Origin of the sequence: Allobaculum sp. (assembly GCF_047010065.1) — a bacterium.
GTDB lineage: Bacteria > Bacillota_I > Bacilli_A > Erysipelotrichales > Erysipelotrichaceae > Allobaculum > Allobaculum fili.
The window spans coordinates 1-19837 of sequence record NZ_JBKXLD010000039.1; the positions used below are offsets into that span (position 1 = coordinate 1).

Annotated in this window: 16 protein-coding genes and 1 tRNA gene; 2 read left to right on the forward strand and 15 right to left on the reverse strand. The window is 51.5% G+C overall.

From position 1 onward, the window contains the following. Positions 1–19 precede the first annotated feature (19 nt). Positions 20–96 (forward strand) — tRNA-Arg (locus ACLUYS_RS04995). Positions 97–408: 312 nt separating this feature from the next. Here the strand turns inward: ACLUYS_RS04995 and ACLUYS_RS05000 are convergent. The 4 genes from ACLUYS_RS05000 to ACLUYS_RS05015 all read right to left on the reverse strand — a co-directional run bounded on the left by ACLUYS_RS05000 (position 409) and on the right by ACLUYS_RS05015 (position 6447). Continuing rightward, entirely contained in the window at positions 409–930 is a 522-nt protein-coding gene (locus ACLUYS_RS05000; protein WP_412659289.1) for a metallophosphoesterase family protein, read from the reverse strand. Positions 931–991: 61 nt separating this feature from the next. Further along, the gene (locus ACLUYS_RS05005) at positions 992–1999 is read right to left on the reverse strand and encodes a D-alanyl-D-alanine carboxypeptidase family protein (RefSeq protein WP_412659290.1); all 1008 of its coding nucleotides are present in this window, start codon (positions 1997–1999) and stop codon (positions 992–994) included. Continuing rightward, positions 1996–3930: an excinuclease ABC subunit UvrC gene (uvrC, locus tag ACLUYS_RS05010; RefSeq protein ID WP_412659291.1), complete on the reverse strand. Its 1935-nt coding sequence runs from the start codon at positions 3928–3930 to the stop codon at positions 1996–1998. The genes ACLUYS_RS05005 and uvrC overlap by 4 nt, the downstream gene beginning before the upstream one ends. A gap of 204 nt (positions 3931–4134) precedes the next feature. Beyond that, entirely contained in the window at positions 4135–6447 is a 2313-nt protein-coding gene (locus tag ACLUYS_RS05015) for an endonuclease MutS2 (RefSeq protein ID WP_230267590.1), read from the reverse strand. Positions 6448–6720: 273 nt separating this feature from the next. Between ACLUYS_RS05015 and rnhC the strand changes: the two genes are divergently transcribed. Continuing rightward, positions 6721–7704: a ribonuclease HIII gene (gene rnhC, locus ACLUYS_RS05020; protein ID WP_230267589.1), complete on the forward strand. Its 984-nt coding sequence runs from the start codon at positions 6721–6723 to the stop codon at positions 7702–7704. A gap of 336 nt (positions 7705–8040) precedes the next feature. Here the strand turns inward: rnhC and ACLUYS_RS05025 are convergent, their stop codons facing one another. The 11 genes from ACLUYS_RS05025 to ACLUYS_RS05075 form a co-directional block, all read right to left on the reverse strand. Then, positions 8041–8580, reverse strand: coding sequence for a deoxycytidylate deaminase (locus ACLUYS_RS05025; protein ID WP_412659292.1), 540 nt, complete (start codon positions 8578–8580; stop codon positions 8041–8043). Then, positions 8577–9455 (reverse strand): RluA family pseudouridine synthase, encoded by an 879-nt coding sequence (locus ACLUYS_RS05030; protein WP_412659294.1) that lies wholly within the window; start codon positions 9453–9455, stop codon positions 8577–8579. The genes ACLUYS_RS05025 and ACLUYS_RS05030 overlap by 4 nt, the downstream gene beginning before the upstream one ends. A 196-nt stretch (positions 9456–9651) precedes the next feature. Continuing rightward, positions 9652–10221 carry a signal peptidase II gene (gene lspA, locus ACLUYS_RS05035; protein ID WP_288339747.1) on the reverse strand — a complete coding sequence of 190 codons (570 nt, stop codon included), beginning with the start codon at positions 10219–10221 and terminating at the stop codon, positions 9652–9654. A 368-nt stretch (positions 10222–10589) separates the two neighbouring features. Then, on the reverse strand, positions 10590–11153 hold the full coding sequence (locus ACLUYS_RS05040) for a flavodoxin family protein (protein WP_288339749.1): 564 nt from the start codon (positions 11151–11153) through the stop codon (positions 10590–10592). A 226-nt stretch (positions 11154–11379) separates the two neighbouring features. Then, entirely contained in the window at positions 11380–11874 is a 495-nt protein-coding gene (locus tag ACLUYS_RS05045) for a MarR family winged helix-turn-helix transcriptional regulator (protein ID WP_230267585.1), read from the reverse strand. Positions 11875–12444: 570 nt separating this feature from the next. Then, positions 12445–14070 (reverse strand): ABC1 kinase family protein, encoded by a 1626-nt coding sequence (locus ACLUYS_RS05050; protein WP_412659293.1) that lies wholly within the window; start codon positions 14068–14070, stop codon positions 12445–12447. Then, the gene (locus ACLUYS_RS05055) at positions 14057–14371 is read right to left on the reverse strand and encodes a hypothetical protein (RefSeq protein ID WP_288339754.1); all 315 of its coding nucleotides are present in this window, start codon (positions 14369–14371) and stop codon (positions 14057–14059) included. Before ACLUYS_RS05055 ends, ACLUYS_RS05050 begins: the two co-directional genes overlap by 14 nt. Positions 14372–14632: 261 nt before the next feature. Further along, on the reverse strand, positions 14633–15694 hold the full coding sequence (locus tag ACLUYS_RS05060; RefSeq protein WP_230267582.1) for a PTS transporter subunit IIC: 1062 nt from the start codon (positions 15692–15694) through the stop codon (positions 14633–14635). Positions 15695–16086: 392 nt separating this feature from the next. Then, on the reverse strand, positions 16087–17049 hold the full coding sequence (locus ACLUYS_RS05065; RefSeq protein ID WP_230267581.1) for a PPK2 family polyphosphate kinase: 963 nt from the start codon (positions 17047–17049) through the stop codon (positions 16087–16089). A gap of 198 nt (positions 17050–17247) precedes the next feature. Further along, positions 17248–18147, reverse strand: coding sequence for a DMT family transporter (locus tag ACLUYS_RS05070; protein ID WP_230267580.1), 900 nt, complete (start codon positions 18145–18147; stop codon positions 17248–17250). A 530-nt stretch (positions 18148–18677) separates the two neighbouring features. Continuing rightward, positions 18678–19526, reverse strand: coding sequence for a biosynthetic peptidoglycan transglycosylase (locus ACLUYS_RS05075; protein WP_230267579.1), 849 nt, complete (start codon positions 19524–19526; stop codon positions 18678–18680). Positions 19527–19837: the final 311 nt, after the last annotated feature.

The window sequence follows — 19837 nt, forward strand, 5'->3', positions numbered from 1 at the left end:
GTGCTAAAATAATCTCGCTGTCCTGGTAGCTCAGTTGGATAGAGCATGCGCCTTCTAAGCGCACGGTCGGGTGTTCGAATCATCTCCAGGACGCCACTTAGAACGAATCGCCTGAAAAGGCGTTTTTTTTTGCCTTTTCGGATTTGCCTGCCATCTCGCCTGTTTTCTTTTTTACGAAGACAGGCTTTTTCTTTCTAAGCGTTCTGGAGTTCATTTTATCACTGAACCGGGTGCGTGGGCAGAGGCGGTACAAATCGGAATCCGGTTTGTACGTCTTCGTCAGAATCCCTCGCGCGCTGGAGATTTCTCCAGATGAAGACGCTCATCGACCATTCAAAAATCCCGGCCTGCTTTTCTTCAAGCAGACCGGGATCTGTTTTTTCCGTTTCGTCGATCAGGTAGATCGGCTTACCACCAGCCGCCGGTCCAGCTGTTTTTCGGTTTGAACGGCCAGTCTTCCTGATGGATCAGTTTTGCGTGGATCTGATCGTTATCGTCGACTTCAATCACCGCGTAGCAGGGCGAATTGCCATCCCGCGGAAAACGCATGCTTCCCGGGTTCACCAGCAGGACGCCGTTGACCTTCTTGATGAGCGGTACGTGCGTATGACCGAATACCGCAATCTGACAGTCGTTTTCCTTAGCTAAGGCGGCCAGTTTTTCGAGCCGGCTGTAATAGCCAAGGCGATGGGAATGCGTCATGTAAATGCGGATCCCCGCATAGGAGACGACCCGGCTGTCTGGCATCAGACGGTTTCCGCCGTAGTCATTGTTTCCGCGCACGAAAATCCAGGCGGGAAAGTATTCCGGGCTGTTTTCGAGATCTCCGCAATGCAGAAAGAGATCGGCATGCGGATACGCTTTTTCCAGTTCGGTGAGCAGGTTTCCTGCTCCATGGGTATCGCTGGCCACAATAATCTGTGCTTTCAATCCTGCTTCCTCCGTTTCCTGTTTTGAGCAGCGTGATATAGAAAGATCTGCTCTTCGATTTCTATTTTAGTTCCTCGAGAACTTCGCCCTTTTCAAAAAGCTCAGAGGCTGCGTCTTGACCGACATAGCGCAAAACGAACGGCTGCCATTTGACCCCGGTTTTCTCTTCCTTCTGCTGGGGATAGCGGAAGACCCAGCCGTATTTCCAGCTATTCTCGCTCAGCCAGTCGAGCGTGCTTTTCTGCTCTTTACTGAGATCGTCGCAGGCTTTGCTCCAGTCTTCGCCTTTTTCTTTCGAAACCACGTCGTTCCATTCGTCAAAGCCGGAAAGACGAACGCTCAAGCCGAACTGTTCTTCCCGGGTGCCGTATGGGCCCTGATTGTACGAGGCATGTTCCTGCGCCTGCTGCTGGTCTGCCTGACTCATGTAGCCGCCGACGGCCTTGAGTTCATGACCGGCTGCAGCCGCGTCACTGGCCATCTGCAGCCAGCTCGCTGCGGCGGGATAGCGCAGGCTGATGCCCGGCGCGATTTCGGTCAGATCGCCAGGTTCCCAGCGCAGAATCGTTTCGGTTCCATTGAGAACGGCTGTCAGGTCATCGGGGCGTCCGTGATAGAGCGGCAGCGTGCTGCCGGATTCGAAATAGTTGATCAGATCCGTATAGGACAGCCAGCCGAGCAGTTCGCTCATCCGGTCGGCGTCCATGCGATCCCGGTACGTGTTGACGAAATAGACCACAAACTGCGGATCAGCCGCCTGAGCGGCCATGATCTGCTGGTAATAGCGGATGTTGTCCATGTTGAATTCCGCTACGCTCGCGTAGGGCAGCACTTCTTCGGGCAGCAGCTGCATGTTGATCAGCGTGTTGATGTCTTCGTCATCGAGCAGCACCGCCAGCTGATTGCGCTGTTCCGGCGTTCCGTACGGGTAGCGGGTCAGCGGATCGGCCACTTTCTGCAAATGGAAAAAGGTCAGCAGCGCAAAGGCCACGCAGCAGAAGAAAATGACGAGGCGGGTACGCAAAATGACTTTGTTCGATTTTATCGAATGGGTTTCGTTCGCTTTCATTCCTCGCTTCCCCTTTCTGCCCTCTCTTCTGTATGGAGCGAATCGGCCGGATCAGATATTGCAACACTCGGATCCGACGCCGGCGTTTCTGCCGCCGTTCGGGTATTTCCGGCATCCGACACGGGGACGGTTTCGGCGTTTTCCGCCGGACTGGCGGTATCCGTCTTTTCTTCATCGTGTTCGTGCAGGCGCGCATAGAGCAGCGCCGCCGTTTTGGCCGGAACGATTTTTTCAAAATCTTCTAGGGACGCTGCCCGCATCTTTTTCAAAGACGGGTAGGCCGACTGAATCTGTTTTTTGCGCTTTGGCCCAATGCCGGCAATATCGTCGAGAATCGACTTGGTCATGCCCTTGGCGCGCAGTTTCTGGTGGTACGTTATCGCAAAGCGGTGCACTTCATCCTGCATGCGCGTCAGCAGGAAAAACAGCGGATCGGTTTTATCGAGCGGGATTTCCTGAAGATTTTCATTGAGGAGCGCTCTCGTCGAGTGCTTATCGTCCTTGACCAGACCCGCGATCGTCAGCGGAATGCCCAGCTCATCGCGAATGCTCTGGGCGGCATGAATCTGACCGACACCGCCATCGACGAGAAGCAGATCCGGCATTGGCTTGTTTTCGCGCTGCAGCCGGGAATAGCGGCGGCGCACGACTTCCTTCATGGAGTCGGTATCGGAGCGGTAGCCGTCGAGCTGGTATTTGCGGTACGCATTTTTATCGGGCTTGCCGTCTCGGAAGACGACCAGACCGGAAACGTTGTACGTTCCGGAAATGTGCGAGTTATCGAACAGCTCAATCGTATGGATCGGCTTATGGAAAATGGTCGAAAGCTTGCGGTTGGCGCCTTCGAGTTCACGGTCCTTGCGGTAAATGAGCTGGAACTTCTGTTCGTGTGCTTCTTTCGCGTTGGCGCACGCCAGTTCGGTCAGCTTCTTTCGATCGCCGCGCTGCGGAATGATGATTTTCGTATCGAGCGCGTCTTCGAGCGACTCCACATCCGTTCCTTCCGGCACGTAAATGGTCGATGGGATTTTGTTCGTCTGATAGTACTGCAAAATATACGACACAAACGCGTCCTGCACGTCTTCATAAATTGGTGCAACGGACATGTTGCGTTCGAGCAGCTTGCCCTCGCGCACGAAAAAGCCCTGGAAGGAAATGTAGCCTTTGTCTTCGTACCAGCCAAAGACATCGAAGTTGTCCCGGATCGAAAAGTCGATTGTCTGCTTTTCCTGAATGTAGTCGATGGAACGGATCTGGCCAAGCAGTTCCTGTGCCCGCTCGAAATTCAGGTTCTGGCTCGCTTCGGCCATCTTTTCCTGCAGCTCTTCTTTCACTTCCCCGGTATAGCCTTTGAGAAAGCGAATGATTTTCTCGCGGCGCGCGAGCGCCTCTTTTTCATCGACTTTCTGGAAGCAGAAGCCCGGACACTGGTGCATGTGATAGTACAGGCAGGGCGTCTTGCTCATCGTGCGGCAGCGGCGCATCGGGTAGAGCTGACTGATCAGCTTGACCATGTCGTAGGCGTACGTCGAAATCGGATAGGGACCGAAAAAGTCGCTGTTTCTTCCCTTGGCCTTACGGGTAATGCGGACCTGGAAATCCGCCCCCTTGGTGACTTCAATGTATGGATACATTTTGTCATCCATGAACATGATGTTAAAGGGCGGCCGGTATTTCTTGATCAGATTGATCTCGAGAAGCAGCGCTTCCTTTTCGGTTGTGGTGTTGATGAATTCAAAATCTTCGATGCGGGCCACCAGTTTGGTGGTCTTGTTATTGTGAACGCCGTGAAAGTAGGATCGAACCCGGTTTTTGAGAACCTTGGCTTTTCCGACGTACAGGATTTCCTGATTTGCATCTTTCATGATGTAGCATCCGGGCTTATCCGGAAGCAGTTCCAGTTTTTTCTGAATATGTTCGGTCAGCGGCATACGATCCTTTCTAACTCTTTGACAAGAGTGCATTCGTTCAAAAATAAATGGAAAATTCAGACGTTATCTGCGGTCAGAAGACCGTCCTTTTTCATTATCAAACGTCTGTGGGACGAAAAAGCGTCCTTTTTCAGTATAGCAAAGCGCGCAATCCCCCGGCTTTGCGAAAGATTGCGCGAAAATCCGACCTGCACTGCAGACGGTTTATTTCAGTTCGACGAGCGTAGCGCCTAGACCGCCGTCGTTAGGTCCGCCGCTGGAAATGCGCTTGACCTGCGGATGGCTCTTGAGATCTTTCCAGACCGCGCTGCGCAACGCGCCGGTACCCATGCCATGAATGATCCGGACGTTTTTAATATTATGGTAAACCGCCTGATCAATATAATGGTCGAGCTCGCGGATGCCTTCTTCGACACGCATGCCGATCAGGTTCAGTTCCATATTGAACGGACGGAAGGAAAGATCCGGACTTTCCTTTTTACGCGGCTGTTTCTGCGCTTTGGGCTTCTTGATCTTTTCGAGCTGATCGACGCTCAGATTGACGCGTCGGCCATTGACCATGACGACAGCCTTATTCTTGCGCACCTGAACGACTTCGCCATGATTGTTGAGGGAGATGACATGGACGTAGTCGCCCGGTTCGATCGTTTCCTGCTTTTCGACCGCCGGCTCTTCGGTTTTCTTCGCGTCGTCGAGCTGACTGAGCTGACCCATTTTCTCGATCTGTTCGTGACTGGCTTTTCCCGTGCTGGCCCGCAGATCGCGCAGGATGGCTTTGGCTTCTTCCTGCTTTTCGTAAAGCATGTCTTCAAGCTGGCGGGCATAGTCGTCGTCGAGACGCTTTTTCATGGACGCCCATTTTTTCTGGTCTTCGTCCGCCTTTTTCTGCAGACGGTGTGCGTCCTTAACGAGCGCGTCGAAGCGGTCTTTCTGCTTCTGTACCTGGGCCTGCTGCTTTTCAAGAACCGACAGCTGCCTGGCGGCTTCGGATTCGTTCTGAGCTTTCAGCTCCCGGGCGCGTTTGAGTACATCTCCGTTCAGCCCGAACTGGCTGGCAATCGGGAACGCGCAGCTCGCGCCGCTGATACCAGGTAAATAGCGATACGTCGGAACAAGTTTCACAGGATCGAATTCCACCGATCCGCACAGCACGCGCGGATTCGTTTTCCCAAAGGCTTTGACCGCGTTGTAATGGGTACTCGTTAAAATCGTAGCCCCGCGATCCATCAGCGCTTCGATGACCGCCTGAGCAAGCGCCGCGCCTTCATCCGGATCCGTTCCGCTGCCGATTTCATCGAGCAGAACGAACGTATGTTCGTTGGCTTTCTTAATGATTTTCGCGATTTTGGAAATGTGCGACGAGAACGTCGACAAGTTGTTTTCGATCGACTGCTCATCGCCGACATCGAAATAAAACTGTTCGTAAATGGGAAGCATAGCCCGATGGGCGCTGACCGGAAAGCCGCACTGCGCAAGAAGAATAAAGAGCGCGATCGTCTTGAGCGTAACGGTCTTGCCGCCCATGTTCGATCCGGTAATCATCAGACAGTCCTGTTCATCGCTCAGCGCATACGAGTTGGCGACTGCGGTTTTCGCATCCAGCAGCGGATGTACCGCGTGATCGATATGCAGCGCGTGGCTCATGCCCTGCAGCGTCGGAATGCATCCGTCGTGCAGCTGCATCCAACGTGCTTTGGCCAGAGCCGTATCGATAATTTCGAGCGTTTCGTCGTTGGACAGAAGCGCCTTGGCGTTTGCGCCGACTTTGCGGCTGAGCTCCTTGCAGATGCGCTTCTTTTCTTCTTCGATTTCGTTTTCCAGACTGGCTGCCGCGTTATTGAGCGTCGCCAGCGCGTCTGGTTCTACGTAGCTTCCGGCCCCGGACTGGCTCGTTCCATGGACGATGCCGCCAAACTTATACTTGTCGGCCGCCTTGACCAGAACGCAGAGGCGTCCTCCGGAATACACCGTCATCGTATCGACCAGCGAAGACGAATGCGCCTGAATGAACTTTTTGGCTGCAGCCGACAGATCGGCTTTCGTCTGCACCAGCTGACGGCTCAGGTTCTGCAGGCGGGCGCTCGCATCCGGTCGAATCGATCCGGAAAGATCGATCGCTTCATCGATGTCCGCCGCCAGGGAAGACAGGTTGGCCAGCGTAGAGGCCAGATCCGAAAGCATCGGTTCCTTTTCGGGCGAAAACGCCTTGGCCGCGGTCTGCGACGCCGTAATAAACAGTGAAATTTCCAGCAGTTCGCTGCCGTTCAGCGCGATGCCCTTTTTGGCCAGCTTGACGGATTTTGTGATGTCGCCAAGTCCGCCTAACGAAAGCTCCTGCCCATCCTGCAAAAACGCAAAGGCTTCTGCGCAAAGATCCAGCTGACGCCGAACGACTGCCGTCGATTTGAGCACTCTTGCGTCTTTTAAATGGGCTGCGGTTTTGGGCGAAGCCGCCAGGCTGGCAAACTGCTCCAGTACCGCCGGCATATCGATGGCATTCCAGTTATCTACGTACATATCCGTCCCTCTCTTTCCTTCTAAATTCCGCAATGGAATTCGTTGTTTCTTTGCATAAATTCAGTATTTACTGCAGAGTCCTGTCGACTCTGGTTTCTGTGAAATCTTTTCTTTCAGCCTGCACCCGATCCGCTGATCCGCAGATACGCGTAAAAGCGACTGGGATCGGCATTGTATCGTCCGTCTTTTGCACGAGGAAATACAGCTTTCCTCTGCAGGGAAGGCCCGGCGGTCCGGAAACGGCCGCAATCCCTGTAATGATACAATAGGAACATGGCAACTGTTGTACGAACCATGAGCTCGAGCCAGATCGAGACTCTCCACAAAAAACTCAAACCGCTCTCCAAAGCGAAAAATCTTCCCTCTTACGCGGCCTGGTCGATTTATGTCCTGGATTCTTCCGGGAAAAAAGTCGTCGTGACCGCCTATACGTCCGGTAAAGTCGTCATTCAGGGCGGTGATATCGACTGGGTCGTCAGTGTCGCCGATGACATTTTAGGAAAAGACGAATCCAGCGGACGGTTTTCGGCCGCAGAACTTGACGATGTCCCACGGGTCCGTCCCGCGTCGAATTCGTCTTCTGCAGGTCACGGGTCCAAAGCCAATGTTTTCCCGCAGGCCGGCAGCGATGAAGTCGGCACCGGCGATTACATGGGCCCGGTTACCGTCGCTGCGGTAATCGTCCCGGACCAGGAATGTGCCGCGAAGCTGCACGCAATGGAAATTACCGATTCCAAGAAAATGACCGACGCGCGCATTCTTGAAGTGGCCCCGCAAATTGAAGCGATGGTTCCCCATTCCATCGTTATTTTACAAAATGCCCAATACAATCGCATACGCGAGGAAAAAGGCTATAACCTCAACAAGATGAAAGCCATGATGCACAATCAGGTGTACCTGAATCTGCAGAAAAAAGGCTATGCCCTGCCTGAACTTTGCGTGATCGACCAGTTCTGCATTCCGCGCACGTACTATAGCTATCTGGCGCAGGAGAAAAACGTCATTCGCACCATTCATTTTGAGACGAAGGCGGAATCGCATTATATCGCGGTTGCGGCCGCTTCGGTACTCGCCCGCTACGCCTTTTTAAAAGTCTGGGAACAGCTCGAGGCGAAAGCCGGGATGCCGCTGGAAAAAGGCGGTGGAGACAAAGCCACCCAGAGCGCCAGAAAGCTCATGGCGAAAATTGGAAAAGAGCGCATGCCGGAATTTGTCAAAATGCATTTCGTCAATTCCCAGAAAATCGGCCTGGTCTAAGCCCGCAGTACATCCAGAACGTCTCCCTCTTTTGGAACCGTTCTGGATTTTCTTTTGCCCAGAATGCGTGCGGGAAAATCAAAAATCCGATAATTCAAAAATCCGAAAATTCAAAAATTTGAAAATTCCAGAAGAATCCAAAACGTGAATTCCGCGCAAAAAGAGCGAGCGCGCAGGCATTATCGCCTGCGCGCTGTATGGATGGAAACGGATAGTTTTAAGGGCATCGGTTTCGTTTGTTTCGTCTATTCATCTGGATCTGTTCGGCGTCTGTTTTTATCCGACTGCTTTGTGAACGAGCAGATCGATTTCAGCAGATCTCCATCCAGACAAATCTTACTTCCTGCAGTCCGGGCAGCCGCACTCGCGGGAGCCGTCCTCAGCACAGCGGTCCTGGTCTTCTTCGATGCGGGCATCGATATGGACCTGATAGGGCAGCTGAATGAGTTCAATCCCGGCATCCTGGAACATGCGCTTGCTGGCGATGTTGCCTTCGCTGCCGCAGTACTTATCCGATTCGTACACGACGCGGGTAATGCCGGACTGAATGATCGCCTTGGCGCATTCGTTGCACGGAAAGAGCGATACATACAGGGTACATCCGGCCAGCGACTGGATGGAGTTGAGAATGGCGTTCAGTTCCGCATGCACCACAAACGGGTACTTCGTTTCCAGAAACTGACCTTCCCGCTCCCACGAGTAGACGTCATCATCGCATCCGCGCGGAAAGCCGTTGTAGCCCATGCCGACCACTCGCTTTTGCGGATTAATAATGCAGGCGCCGACCTGCGTGTTGGGATCTTTGGAACGGAAGGCGGCCAGATGGGCCATCGCCATGAAATACTGGTCCCAGCTCAGTACCGAACGTTCTCTCATGCGTTTGCTGCTTCCTTTTCCAGCTCAGCCAGAACTTTTGCGAACGTCGGATCGAGCGGCGCTTCAAAATGCATCTTTTCTTTCGTACGCGGATGGATCAGCTCGAGCTGCATCGCGTGCAGCAGCTGTCCGCCCGCTTCAATCGTTTTTCTCGGACCGTATTTCGGGTCGCCGGCAACCGGATGCTGGATATAGGCCATGTGTACGCGAATCTGGTGGGTACGACCGGTTTCCAGCGAACATTCGATGTAGGCGTAGTCCTTGAAGTTTTCCAGAACGGTAAAGTGCGTTACGGCCGGTTTCGAATTTTTCGCTGTTACCGCCATTTTCTGGCGGTCTTTTTCATCGCGGCCGATCGGCGCGTCGACGGTTCCGATCGTATGCGAGAACGGATGATGGACGATGGCGCGGTAAATGCGGCGCAGGCTCTTGTCCTGCAGCTGGGCTGCGAGAGATTCGTGCGCCATGTCGTTTTTGGCCACAACGAGCAAACCCGAAGTGTCCTTATCAATACGGTGCACAATGCCCGGACGCTTTACGCCGTTAATGCCGGACAGATCCTGGCAATGGTAGAGCAGACCATTGACCAGCGTATGTTCCATATGGCCAGGGGCAGGATGGACAACCATGCCTTTGGGCTTATTGATGACGATGATGTCTTCGTCTTCGTAGACGATATCGAGATCCATTTTCTCCGGAAGAACTTCCAGACTCTGTGCAGGCGGCATATGGATTTCGAGAATATCCCCTTCCTGCATTTTCCGGCTGGCTTTAACGCTGCGGTCGGAAAGTTTGACACGATCTTCTTCAAGAAGGGACGCGGTGCGCGTACGGCTAAGATCAAGGACTTTGCAGATGTACTTGTCCAGACGCATGCCGGCATCTTCCTTACTGCAGGTCAGCGTGATCTGCTGGGAACCGTCGTCCAGATCGACGGTCTGAATCGAATCGGATGCATCGAGATCGTCTTCGAAGTTTACGTCGGTCATAACTTCAGGGGGTGTATTGACCGCATAAAGTGTCTCTTCGACGGTTTCGCTGTTTTTTTCTTCCTGTGGCTTTGGATCCATATTATTTGGACTGACTGGATTTGCTGGATTCATTGAACGCTTTCCTCTCTTTCCATTCCTCGACCAGAACGATCACAATGAGCAGCGCGACGCCGATGGTCAGGCAGACGTCGGCCACGTTAAAGACCGCGAAGGGCGATCCGAAAATATAAAAGCGGAAGAAGTCGCGGACATAGCCGAGCGTCATGCGGTCGATCAGGTTGCCGATGGCGCCTGCCGCAATCAGAGACAGGGCGAATTCCACTTTCGTACTATCGGTTTTCATAAAGTAATACGCGATGACGCAAAGGGCGACAATCGTGAGAATTCCGAAAAATCCCATCGAGACGCCGGTCATGCTGGAAAAGGCCGCTCCAAAGTTTCGTAAGTACGTCAGTTCAAAGAAACCTGGAATAACTTCAATCATGCCGTTGAGGGGAATGCTTTTAACAATGGCCCATTTGGTCCACTGATCGAGGCCGACCATCAGAACGATGATCAGAGCCCCGACCCCTAAAGCGGGCAGTTTCTTTTTCAGTTTTTGTTTTCGCGTCAGTTTATCGTTGTTCGCAGTGTGAGCTGGCTGTTCCATAGACAGGACCTCCCTTTCGATTAAAAACTTTCTTATGTGTATACAGGCTGTATCATGCTCATTTTTGGCATGCGTTTTTATGGATTGCACTTAGTTTTATCGTACGCGCATTCCTTTTGAAAAAGGATCGCACGCCTGAATGAACTGCAGGTTAAAGTCGGGTACGGGACAGTATGATGTTGCTTTAATCCCGCGCAAGCGTGCCTTAATCACAGCCTGTATCATCTTACCGGTTCTTCTGCTCGGAACGCAAAAGAACCGAACCGCGCAGGACGGTTCGGCTGTCTGTTTCTGAATGGGATTTAAATTCTATTTGAAGACGTTTCCGAACGGCTTTTGGAAGGAAAAGCAGGTTCAAAATCGACCCGTCAAAAAAGAGAAGCCGGTTTATTCTTCTTGAGCATCCGAGTCTTTTTTAAGGCGTCGAGAATGGGAAGGATGTATTTCGGGTTGGTCACATCGTACGTTTTAACGATCAGCCGGGCCATTAACGCCTGAGGTTCGGTCTTGTTTTTCTTTGCGAGAAACGTGCGGATGAACAGTTTCATCATCGCTTTGGAAGACGCGGGCAGTTTTTCCAGGTTAAAACCGCCGGGGCAGTAAAAAATATCCTTTACGTTGTGTTCTTCAAAAGCGCGCAGACACTTTTTGCGAAGCCGCTTCACTTCCTCGTTTTCGGACGGACTGGCGCCGACAATATACAGAATCCGTTTCTGATCAGGACAGGTCGGCAAATTGTCCTTCAACCAGTGGAGATCATGAAGATAGCCTCCGCTGATCCAGCTTCCAAAAACGATGGCATCATACTGCGATAAATCTTCGGTACTGGCGGCTGACACGTCCAGGCAGTCCGCATGGGCTGCCGAAGCAATCCAATTCGCATAGCGCTTGGTAAAGCCCGTCTGCGAACTATAAATGACAGCTGTTTTCATAACTTTTTCCTGTAATACGAAATTCCTGTTCGGGCGGATCATTTCCCTGTTTTCCTGTTTCAGGAAAAATCCGTCGCATCCTTTTCTACTCTTTTAAGGAAAGGCTTTTGGATTCCGGTTTCCTTTTTTCCTGGGGCAGAAGATTCCCCGTTTTCTGGTGCAGGAAGAAACCGGCTATTTCCAGAGTCTGGTTCTGAAAAAAGCCTTTTTACCCGGTTCTGTCTTTTTACGAATCGGCTTCCTTTTCCATTTCTTCCTCGATTTCATCGATCCGGTTCTGGAGCCGATGGAGCAGATGAAAGAGCGTTTCGACTTCTTCGTCCGTAAAAATTTCAAACAGCGCTTCACGCTCCTGCGGGCAGACTGGGAAGTAGCTGTCGTGGAACGCGCCGTCCTGATCGGTTGGATACAGGCAGACGGAGCGCTGATCTTCCGGGTTTGGCTGCAGCGTGACATAGCCTTTTTTCACCAGCACATCGGCCAGCTTTTTGACATTCTGTCTGGAACAGCCCAGTAATTTAGCAAGCTGCGTAAAGGTCATCGGTTCCTTGGAATAGCGAACGATCGCCAGAAGGATGATCTGTTTCAGGGAAAGGTCGGGAACGGACTGATCAAACAGCGTCTGGAGCCGGTTGGCGGTAATCAGCAGCATACAGAAGATAAACATTTTCTGGGTTTCTGCTGAGCCGTACAGTTTTTTGATCATTTCTTCCGAATTCATAGTTGTCTCCTGATTGGCAACTTGTTACCGAATATATTAGCAACTTGTTGCGTACTTGGGCACAGAAAGGTGAAAACGCTTTTCGAATATTGAAATTTCACCAGGAATTGTGCCTGTTCTCATCTTTTATCCATTGGTTTTTGCCTCCGGAAATGAACTCGTTCAGTACGTTCGAACAATATGAATCGATCATTCTTCCCTGTCTGCACAAAGTGCCAGGCTGTCGATCCTATCGACGGGTGCGGTTTGGAAATTTCACTTACAGAACCCTATGGATTCAAGAAAGCCGGTACGGTCAAAAAGCAATCGCGTATTTATCCATTTTCGTTGTCACAATCCGCAATGGCAAGACATTTTCCGCCGTTTTTGACAAAATTTTCATCCCCATGGGATACCCATTGTTTTGGAAACTGATCAAAGACACAATTCTTTCCCGATTTTCGCCATGCACCGGGCCAGACCAGGACACCTCCAAAGCATCAAATACGGCCAAGTCGAAAATCCAGACGCGATCCAGTACAATTCGGACAGATTGCGAAGAACCAAATCGAGAAGGCAGAGAAAAACCGGCTAGAACAGCCGGTTTCCGTTTTTTCGATTGAACAGCATTTTGTAAAAGAGCCACAGGCTCAGGCAGAACGAAATAAAGAATCCCGCCAGACCCAGCACCGGAATGCCAAGCAGCTGCGGTTTCATGCCCGTCGTACAAATGATGGAACTGCCCATCAGCAGCGCCGCAATGAGAATGCAGACGACAAGGCGGTCCACCAGATGACTGATCTGGGGCATCAGATGATCGAGATCCGAAATTTTGATGCCGACCTGAAGACGGCCTTTCTGCAGCAAGGATAACGTTCGATCCAGCCGAACCGGCATGTGCGTGAGCGCCTTCAGTCCCGCATAGCTTTCCTTTAAGAAGGTGCTGATTTCCTTGTTCCAGTCGATCTGATCAAGCGTTTTTCCTTCGTTGGAAATGTATTCCAGCATATTCACCTGATCGTCGAGATCTTTGAGCGTCCCCTGAATGGTCACCATCGACCGGGCAAGCATCGTAATCGAGCTTGGCAGCCGTATGGAATAGCGCTGACAGATTTCAATGGCCTCCGTCACCATCACTCCCAGGTCCAGATCTGAAAACGACTGGTTGATGTAGCGGTTTAAATACGTTTCAAGCGCGTTGGAAAAGCCGATGTAGTCGAGATCTTCCGGCGGAATGCCAATATTGAGAATCGCGTCGCAAAGACGTGGCAGATCGCGCTGCGCCAGCGCGTCCAGTGCTTCGCTCATCTGCTGGGCCTGTCCGCGCGTCAGCTCGCCCATCATGCCAAAATCAAGCCAGACGATTTTATCGTCGACAATTTTCAGGTTTCCTGAATGCGGATCCGCATGGAAAAAGCCGTGCTCAATAACCTGGTCAATGAAGTTCATGCCCAGTTTCATCGCGATTTCCTTACGGGAATAGCCTTCTTCTTCAAGTGCCGGATAGTTGTCGATTTCGATGCCGTCGATTTCTTCCATCACCAGCATGTTCTGTCTCGTATACTGCGAATATATTTTCGGGATATGCAGGTAAGGAACGGCATCGTTTTCCGCCCCAAAGCGAATCGCGTTGGCCGCCTCATGACGGAAATTCATTTCTTCCTGCGCCGTTTTCCAGAACTCGTCGATGACGTCATCGAGATTGACCAGACCGGAAATGACCTGATCGAGAGAAATCAGCTTTGCGGCTTTTTTCATCATTTTGACATCGACCTGCATCTGTTCGTAAATGCCCGGCCGCTGCACTTTGATGACGACTTTGTCTCCATCTGGCGTGATCGCCTCATGGACCTGGGCCATACTGGCGGAACCTAAGGGCTTTTCGTCGATGTACGAAAAGATCTGATCGATCGGCTTTCCATACGCCCTTTCGATTTCTTCCTTGACCACCGCATACGGCATCGGATTCACATCCGAGCGCAGCTTTTCCAGTTCCTTGGCATACTCCTTAGGCAGCAGATCCGTACGCGAAGACATGATCTGGCCCAGTTTGACATACGTCGGTCCGAGATCTTCAAAAATCTCGCGCAGCTTAACCGGGGTGATGCCCTGCTGGACATGGTGCCGGCTTAAGACTTTGACAATCTGAGCAAAGCGCTCCCCCGAAGAAACGAGCTTTGTGGAACTGGAAGATGAATTCGTGCTATTGGTCGCCATTTTTCTGTTCCTGGTCTGCCGAAGACGAGGCAGACGATGCAGAAGAAGAAGCCGTCGATTCGGCGGATTGGGAAGAAGCGGAAGAAGCGCCGGCTTGTGCCACAGGACCGCTTTCCTGACGGAATTCGGTGGATACCGAATGGGAATCGCTCATGACTTTCGCGGATGTTCGATGCAGCGGGGTATTCAAGTCGACTTCGGATTCGGTCGCGTTTTTGGTAATTTGGATTGCAAACGAGGGCAGCGGGATATGCAGAGAAATATCGATCGCCCAGTCGTTTTTCTGCTTGATTTTAAACATATACAGATTTTAGCACAGGCCAATTCCCCGCCCGGAAGCCATGTCCAAATCGTTCGTCCCCGGCAGGAATAAAACGAAATCGAATACCGATACCGCTATCTTCAGAGCCCAAAAAGAAAAGCCGGACAACCCGGCTTTTTATGTGTCTGAATTGAATATTGAATAAGAGTAAACTGGCAAAATCATGCGTGAAGGATCCGACCAGAGTGAATTCCATACGGAATTCCATCCAGAACTGGATGGTATAGCAATCGCTGTCGATCAGACGTCAAGCTTGAGATCTTCATTGGTGTACCAGCCAAGTTTTAAGAACAGATGATGGAAGAGCAGCGTGAAGATGGCGGGAAGAATGAACGAAATCAGGATCAGTGCCGTCCAGTCCATGAAACCGATGGAAGCACGAAGGCCTTCGGAAATTTCCGTCATCCAGCCGGTGAATACGCCGATCTGTCCGACCAGACCGCAGGTGCCCATGCCAGAAGAAATGGCGGCGCCGTTCATCTGTAAATTGAACAGGCAGGTGGCGATTGGACCGGTAATGGCGCTGGCCAGAATCGTCGGCAGCCAGATGACTGGCTTGCGTACGATATTGCCCATCTGCAGCATCGAAGTTCCCAGCCCCTGGGCAAAAAGACCGGACCATTTATTGACCGCGAAACTCATGACCGCAAATCCGACCATCTGCGCGCAGCAGCCAGCCAGGGCAGCGCCGCCAGCCAGACCGGTTAACGAAAGCGCAGCACAGATTGCGGCCGAACTGATCGGCAGCGTCAGGAAGATGCCCATCAGTACCGAAACGATGACACCCATTAAAAAGGGCTGAAGTTCGGTAGCCCACATGATCATGCCGCCAAGCGCGGTCGCCCCGCTGCCGATCGCAGGCGCGAAGGCAATCGAAAGCAGAGCACCGATGCAGATTGTAACGAAGGGCGTAACGAGAATATCGACACGGGTTTCCTTGGAAACGAGCTTGCCGCATTCGCAGGCGATGACCGCCACCACGTAAACTGCAAGCGGACCGCCGGCTCCGCCTAGGGCGTCCGCCGCATAGCCGACCGCAAGGAGCGAAAACAGTACAAGGTTTGGCGCGTGAAGGGAAACGCCGATGGCTCCGGCCATCGCCGGCCCTTTGACCGCCGTCGCGTACGAGCCGATTTCCGCGAGAATCGGCAGATTGAGCAGGGTTCCCATCGTATTAAGAATGGTTCCCATTAACAGAGAGGCGAAAAGTCCCTGGGCCATGGCGGAAAGGGCATCGATTCCATACCGTTTGGCAGAAATCTGAACGTCCTTTTTGGCCAGGAATGCAGCAGCAGAACTCATGATTTATTTTTCCTCAACTTTCCTGTAATTGCTCAAAGTATAGGAAGAATCGTGTTTTCGTACAATGCGAATCGAAACCGTACACCTTGAAAAATCCCAAAACTTTGCAGTTTTATGGGATTTTTCTTTCGTGAATGCGCTTGCATGAATCCCCTCGTTTTCGGATCTGTTTTCCTATGAATCCAGCAGGAATATGAAACGCAAAACCGGATCTTCTACTGTATTTCTTTGTATTTCTCCCTCCACTTTCTGTCTGCTTTTACCGCCTTCTCGGACTGTTTTCTGAAAGCGGATCTTCCCTCCTCTTCGCTTTCCCAGAGAAAAAGCGAGTCCCGGATCGAAGATATTCTTCGAACGATGGACTCGCTGTTTTTTTCTATATCCAAACTGGATTACGCGTTGAGCGATTTCTGTTCTTTCAGATCGTCCGTAACTTTTTCATCGGCCGCTTTGACTTCATCGGCATCGGCGACAAAGCTTTTGGCTTCCTGCCCGTTTTTCTCATTGAGCAGAGCCTGCTTGTAAAACGCGAGACGGTCGATCTGTTCCTTGGATAGCTGCGGATACTTCGGATCGATGTTCTCAAGCGCTTTTAAGATCGCTTCACTGACGAGATAGCGAGCAAACCATTTCTGATCTGCCGGAATGACATACCACGGACAGTGCTTGGTCGCGGTGACGTTGATCGCGTCTTCGTAAGCGTGCGTGTAATCGTCCCACAGGGCCCGTTCCGAAAGATCGGCTTCGGAGAACTTCCAGTTTTTCTCCGGTCGATCGATGCGTTCCAAAAAGCGTTCTTTCTGTTTCTTCGCGGAAACGTTCAGGAAGATTTTTACAATCTGGTAGCCGTTCTGGTACAGGTATTCCTCAAAGCCGCAAATCTGAGAATAGCGGCGTTCAATAATATCCTTATTTTTAATCGAAGCCGGCAGGTTGTAGTTTTTCCAGAGCTCACGCACTTTAACGATCAGCACATCTTCATAGTATGAGCGATTGAAAATAGCGATTTTGCCCCGAGCCGGCAGTGCCTTATTGAAGCGCCAGAGAAAATCGTGGGAAAGATCTTCATGTGTCGGGGATTTAAAGCTGTAGACATCCACGCCCTGCGGATTGACACCGCTCATGACATGCTTGATCGTTCCATCCTTGCCTGCGGCATCCCGCGCCTGAATCAAAATGATCAGACCGGCGCTTCCATCCGCATACAGCTTATCCTGCAGCTGCTGGATCTGAAGCTGGTTGGCGGCCGTTCGGGCAATGATTTCCTCTTTCTTTTTCTTATACGCACCCGCCTGACAGGAAACATCCGAAAGGTGGAGTGCTTCTTTTCCATTGTATTTATAGGACTTGAGCATAATAGGCCCTTCTTTCTGGTTTCAGTATAGACAGGCGAACGAACGGCTTTTTGTCGTTTGCCCAAAGGGTGTAAAAAAGCGCATGCCCAAACGACATGTGCCCAAAATCAAAAACATGGAAAACGTCTCCAGAATTCCGCGTTTCAGCCTTTTAAAAAGACAGACAGGAGTACGAAGCAACGGAAGCTGCCCGACCTTTTAAATGCTGGTCTGGGTTGGCGGATTGATCTTCTTTTTGAGCAGATGCAACTCGATCCAGCCGCGTCCTTCGACCATGAGAATGGCTGTAAAGATCAGCAGGCCGCCGGTTACCATCATGACGGACGGAACCTGATGCAAAATCAGAAAGCTGAAAATGTTGGCCCAGAGACTTTCCGTCCCCATTAAAATGGAAGCCGCCGCGCAGGATGTGTATTTCTGCGCCGTCGTCTGCATCAGATAGCACAGGAATGTCGACAAGCAGACTGTATACGCCAGAGAACCGATCGTTTCCATCGAAATCTGCGCCGGCCACGGTTCAAGCAGACCAAACGGAATGGCCAGAACCGCCGCGGTGCTTAGCTGCAGCGCGTTGACAACCGCAACCGAAAGGTGTTCGGACCGGCCAAGCGCGACAATCTGTGCCGCGAAGAAAACCGAACAGCCCAGCGAAAGCAGATCGCCCCAGCGAAGACCAAAGCTGCCGCTGCTCAAGGAAAGAAAGCCGATGCCCGCCATGCAGACTAAAGAGGCGCAAAGAACGAGCCCATCCGGTTTCTGTTTCCAGACAATCCAGGCCAGATACGGAACGAGAACCACATTGACCGACGTCAGAAACGCGTTCATTCCCGGTTCGGTCAGATTGATGCCAAACGTCTGCAGCGCAAAGGCGATGTACAGAAAGCATCCCGAAATCAGACCCGTTTTCATGGCTTCCTTCTGTACTTTTTCCCGTTTGACCAGAACTGGAATCCAGGCGAGCAGCGCTGCCCCGGCAAATCGAATGAGAAGCATCTGAAACGGTGTAAATGTCTTTAATGCGAAATCCGTAGCAATAAATCCCCCGCCCCAGATCACGCCGATCAGCAGGCAGAGCAGGTTCGCGGTTTTCTTATTCATGAAACAATCCAACCTCCTAAAACGATGGCCGACTTTTCAGGCCAGTCCGCTTTATTGAATCACGTTTGCGGCCTTCCATTTGAAAAAGATCGAGAAACCCACAAAACCGATCGGGTTTTGATCACTTCTGCGTAAAACCAGACCGATTGGTTTTTTCAGTCTTACTCGCTTTACCGATCCTGCCTTTCGGATTAAATCCAGTAATTTCTCAGAACCATCTCCGGATTCGCTTAAGTCATTTGTGAATTATCGCCTGTCCGATCCATAGAAATAGATAGAACCTTGCCGAAACAGCCCCTCTATTTCTTCAAAAGGCACCGTCCTGATCAAGGTCCTTCCAGAACGCGCCAAAGAAAAACAGCGTTCCTGCTTTTTGGATTCAGAAGCGCTGTTCGATATTTCTGTTTGATGGATTTCAATCCTTTTCTACCCTTCCAATGGAAAGACCAAAACGGACAGGGAAATCGAATGCGGTGTGGCAAATTGCGGTATGGAAAGACCGCAAAAAATCAAATATAGAACGGAGCTGGCTACGCCAGGGTCGCCGCCTGCAGCAGAGATGGATCGGCATACGCCATCCAGACAGGAAGCGCCATCTGCGGTTCCGGTTCATCGAGGGAAACGATCGAATAATCCATCGTTTCTTCTGCAGAAGCCGGTTCGATATACTGGTCGATGCCGCAGTCCTGCTCGTAAATCGCATCCGCCTGCTCCTGGGTAATCATGTCGTTGCGAACCATCGCCCGCAGAACAATTTCCTGTTTGGCTTTGGCAGCATCGAAATGAACGAGCGGGTTTAACGCCGAGGGCGACTGCGGAATTCCTGCCAGCAGTGTCGCCTGCGCGTCCGTCAGCTCCCACGGTTCGACGCCAAAGTAGCCGTTGGCTGCCTGGCGAATGCCATGGAAGTTGTTTCCATAGTTAATGATGTTCACATAGAGGGAAAGGATCTGATCTTTCGTGCAGATTTTATCGAGACGGGTCGCCAGTACGATTTCACCGGCTTTCCATACCGGGGTACCGTCATACTGTCCATACAGGTTTTTGACCGTCTGCATATCGATCGTGGAACCGCCCGATTTAGGCATCCAGGGGACGATCTGGGAAAGGCCTGCGCGAATCAGCGCTTTCAGATCCACCGCCTGATGACTGTAAAAATGCGCATCTTCGACCGCAATCGTCGCCTGATACAGCATAGGGGAAACTTCTTCGTACGGCGTATAGCCGGGCATTGCCTCGGCCCGATCCACCAGCGAAGAGAGAGATTCTCTGGATTCAAATTCATTGGCGGTATAGATTCCCATGCCAAAGAAGATCACGGTTCCCGCCAGCGCTGCAAACACGGTCAGGCTGAGAACCCATTTCAGAAGCTTTTTCAATCTTATCGCCTCCTTTAGTGCAACCAGATCTATCCCCGTTTTTCACAGGAAACCGATCGTCCTATCCCGTTTTATAAAACGGGAAGTTTTATTTTAAGCGTCTTATCTGGCTGTGTCCTAAGTTTAGCATGATCAAATTGCGGGATTCATGGCTTCGCCTTTAGTTTGCCTTGCATCCCTGTAAGGCTGGTGTCACCTGCCCGCCCTTCCCTCTTTCTTTTGGTTCAATGAAAAATTTTGTGGGATTTGGGATTCTTGATTGATGGGTTTCTTGAAGCATCGATGATCTTAAGAAAGAAATACCCATCATC